Genomic DNA, 3773 nt, shown 5'->3' with positions numbered 1-3773 from the left:
CCGGGCCACCGGCGGCGACCGACGCCCCCGCGCCCCCGCAGTGCCCGCCCAGCGCCCGGGCGTGCGTCGACGTGGACGGCAAGCGGGCGTGGATGGTCGACGCGGGCCGCGTCACGTACGGGCCGGTCCCCGTCACGACCGGGAAGCCGGGGTACGAGACCACCCGCGGCACGCACCACGTGCTGCGGCACGTGCGTCACGACCACAGTCGGCTCTTCGACTCGCCCATGCCGTACTCGACCTACTTCACCGTGGGTGGGATGGCCTTCCATCAGGGGCGCCTGGACGAGCCCTCGCACGGGTGTGTGCACCTGGGCCGACACGCCGCCGCGCACTTCTTCGACCACCTACAGGTCGGCGACGAGGTCGTCGCGTTCTGAACCGACATGACCGGCTCCCCGTCACCCCTCCCGCGCCTCTCGGCCCCCGCCACCCGGGCGCTCGCCGCCGCCGGGATCACCGATCTGCGCCAGCTCGACGGCCTACCCGAGAAGGAGATCCTGGCCCTGCACGGCGTGGGGCCGTCCCAGCTCGGCGTCCTGCGGGACGCGATGGCCGCCGCGGGGCACGCGTTCGCGGACCCCGTGGCCCGGCCCGCGCCCACCGGCCGCAACGACAACTCCGCGTTCCTGCCCGGCGCGGCCTCCCCCCGCGACTGGATCGCGGATCTGCCCACCGCCCGCCGGGCCGAGGACGGCCTGCGGCTGCTCGAGTTGTTCGACGACGCCACCGGGGCGGAGGCCGTGACGTGGGCCGGGTCGATCGTCGGCTACGGTCACCACCACTACGTCTACGACAGCGGCCGGGAGGGCGACACGTTCGTCGTGGGCTTCAGCCCCCGGGCCTCGAGCCTGACGCTCTACGGACTCCTCAGCCTGCCCGACGAGGACGACCTCCTCGCCCGGCTCGGTCCGCACAGGACCGGCAAGGGCTGCCTCTATGTCACCAGGCTCGACCGCGTCGACGAGCAGGTCCTGCGCGAGATGGTCGGGGCGGCCTGGGCCCGGGGCCGCGCCTAGTCGCGCGGGAGCGGCTTGACCATCGGGAAGAGGATCGTCTCGCGGATGCCCAGCCCGGTCAGGGCCATGAGCAGCCGGTCGATCCCCATGCCGAGCCCGGTCGTCGGCGGCATGCCCTGCTCCATCGCGGCGAGGAAGTCCTCGTCGAGCACCATCGCCTCGTCGTCGCCGGCCGCGGCCAGGCGGGCCTGGTCCTCGAAGCGCTGTCGCTGGATCACCGGATCCACCAGCTCGGAGTAGCCGGTGGCCAACTCGAACCCGCGGACGTAGAGGTCCCACTTCTCCGTGACCCCGCGGTCGGTGCGGTGGTCGCGCGTCAGCGGGGAGGTCTCGACGGGGAAGTCACGGACGAACACGGGCCCCTCGAGCTGGTCGGCACACAGGTGCTCCCACAGTTCCTCGACGAGCTTGCCGTGCAGCCACCCCTTGCCGCTGGGGACCTCCAGCCCGACCTTCCCGGCCAGTTCCGTGAGCTCGTCGACGGTCGACTCGACGGTGACGAGGTCCTCGTCGTCGTCACCGACCAGGTCCGGGTGCTTCGCCCGCAGCGCCTCGTTGAGGGACGGGTACATGCGCATCTCGCGCCACTGACCGCCCAGGTCGTACTCGGTGCCGTCGGCGAGCGTGACCGTGGTCGAGCCGAACACCGCGGTGGCGACCTCCTGGATGACCTCGCGGATCATCGTGGCCGAGGTGTCGTAGTCGCCGTAGGCCTGGTACGTCTCCAGCATCGCGAACTCCGGGCTGTGGGAGGAGTCCACGCCCTCGTTGCGGAAGTTGCGGTTGATCTCGAAGACGCGCTCGATCCCGCCCACCACGCAGCGCTTGAGGTACAGCTCGGGCGCGATGCGCAGATACAGGTCCAGGTCCAGCGCGTTGGAGTGGGTGACGAACGGCCGGGCCGCGGCGCCGCCGTGCAGCGTCTGCAGCATCGGCGTCTCCACCTCGAGGAAGCCGCGCTTCTCCAGCGCGTCACGCAGCGCGCGCACGACCTTGATGCGCGTCAGCGCGTTGCGGCGCGCGGTGTCGCGCATGATGAGGTCGGTGTAGCGCTGGCGGACGCGCGTGTCCTCGCTCAGCTCCTTGTGCGCGACTGGCAGCGGGCGCAGGGCCTTGGCCGCCAGCACCCAGGAGTCGGCCATCACCGACAGCTCGCCGCGCTTGGAGCGCACCACGCGGCCCGTGACCGAGACGTGGTCGCCGAGGTCGACATCCTGCTTCCACGCGTCGAGTCGTTCCTGGCCCACGTTGGCCAGCGACAGCATGGCCTGCAGCTGCGGCGTCAGCGGCCCGGACTCGCCCTCCGGCACCGGGGTGGACAGGTCCGCCGACGGGTCGATCCCGTCCTGGAGACGGACGAAGCACAGCTTGCCGGTGTTGCGGACGAACAGCACCCGGCCGGCCACCGACACCTCGACGTCGGTCTCCTCCCCCGGCTCCAACGCGGCGAAGCGCGGGTCCGAGGCGATCTCGGCGAGCCCGTGGGTGCGGGGGACCTCGACGGGATACGCCTGCTCCCCGGAGTCGAGGAGGCGCTGCCGCTTGTCGCGGCGGATACGCAGCTGCTCAGGGGTGTCGTCGGCGGGCTCACCGGTGGCGGCCCCGGGCGCGGCGGGAGTCGAGTCGGTCACGACTGACGAGGATAGTCGTCCCTACGCGGCGGGATCGAACCCGTAGCCACCCACCTCGTCCAACACGTGCAGGTGCAGTCGGTCCGAGAGCTCCTCGATCGCGGCGGCCGCCCGCACGCTGTTGCCGTGCTCGTCCAGCCGGGGCGAGTACGCCGCCACCCCGAGCCGCCCGGGGACCACGGCGAACAGGCAGCCCGACACCCCGCTCTTGGCGGGAAGGCCCACCTGGTAGACCCAGTCGCCGGCCGCGTCGTACATGCCGCAGGTGAACATCACGCTGTTGGCGTAGCGCACCGCCCGGTGGCCCAGGATCTGCTCGTCGCCGTCCAGTGCCTGTCCCCGGTTCGCGAGCACCGCGGCCATGTGGGCCAGCTCGCGCGTGTCGACCTGGATCGCGCACTGCCGGCTGTACCCCGCGACCACCTCGTGCGGGTCCTGCGCCAGACTGCCCGCCTCGGCCAGCAGATGCGCCAGCGCCTGGTTCCGGTTGGCGCTCCGGGACTCGATCTCGAGGATCTCCTCGTCCACCTCGACCTCCCGGCCCACCAGGCGGGTGAACAACCCCCTGATCTGTTCGAAACGGGACTCCTCGTCGTCGTCCTCGTCCCCCACCAGCGCATGTGCCGCCAGCGCGCCGGCGTTGACCAGGGCGTTGGGCGCGCGGCCCGTGCCCGCCTCCAGCGAGATCTCGTTGAACGCCTCGCCCGACGGTTCCACGCCGATCCGGGCGGCGACCTCGTCGACGCCCTTCTGGTCCAACGCGAGCGCGTAGACGAACGGCTTGGACGCGGACTGCAGGTCGAACAGGAGCTCGTCGTCGCCGGCCGAGACGATCCGGCCGTCCATGTCGCAGACCGCCAGCGCGAGGGCGTCCGGACTCGGGTGCTCGTAGTCGCCGAGGTGCGGCACCAGCTCCCCGGAGGTGTCGTCGCGGACCTCGTCCAGGATCTCGGCGAGGAGGTCGGCGGAGATGTCCGTCATTCTGCGACCGTACCGGCGCGCGCCCCAGGGCGCCCCCGGTCAGTGCGCGGAGATGGCGGAGCGCTCGCGCAGCAGGTGCTCGGCGTCCGAGAGCAGGGCCAGGGCCCGGGCGGCGCGCAGCGCGTCGTGGCCGCCGTCCACC

4 protein-coding genes are annotated in these 3773 nt (G+C 72.2%); 2 read left to right on the top strand and 2 right to left on the bottom strand.

What is annotated here, in order from left to right:
- Together G6030_RS06375 and G6030_RS06370 are read left to right on the top strand one after the other, a co-directional pair.
- Positions 1 to 380 (top strand): L,D-transpeptidase (locus G6030_RS06375; protein ID WP_182642554.1); only part of this gene is annotated, 380 nt, incomplete at its 5' end.
- Positions 381 to 386: 6 nt separating this feature from the next.
- Positions 387 to 1019, top strand: a complete 633-nt coding sequence (locus G6030_RS06370) for a DUF1801 domain-containing protein (protein ID WP_182642553.1) — start codon at positions 387 to 389, stop codon at positions 1017 to 1019.
- On the opposite strand, the gene lysS is transcribed toward G6030_RS06370, so the two are convergent.
- Both lysS and glsA read right to left on the bottom strand, forming a co-directional pair.
- A complete protein-coding gene (gene lysS, locus G6030_RS06365) occupies positions 1016 to 2650 on the bottom strand; it encodes a lysine--tRNA ligase (protein ID WP_182642552.1) in 1635 nt (544 codons plus the stop codon). The two genes, G6030_RS06370 and lysS, sit on opposite strands and share 4 nt — an antisense overlap.
- Before the next feature lie 21 nt (positions 2651 to 2671).
- Positions 2672 to 3631, bottom strand: coding sequence for a glutaminase A (gene glsA, locus G6030_RS06360; RefSeq protein ID WP_182642551.1), 960 nt, complete (start codon positions 3629 to 3631; stop codon positions 2672 to 2674).
- Positions 3632 to 3773 lie beyond the last annotated feature (142 nt).

This window comes from Dietzia sp. E1 (assembly GCF_014145015.1).
Lineage (GTDB): Bacteria > Actinomycetota > Actinomycetes > Mycobacteriales > Mycobacteriaceae > Dietzia > Dietzia cinnamea_A.
This window is presented reverse-complemented; position numbering and strand designations above follow the sequence as displayed.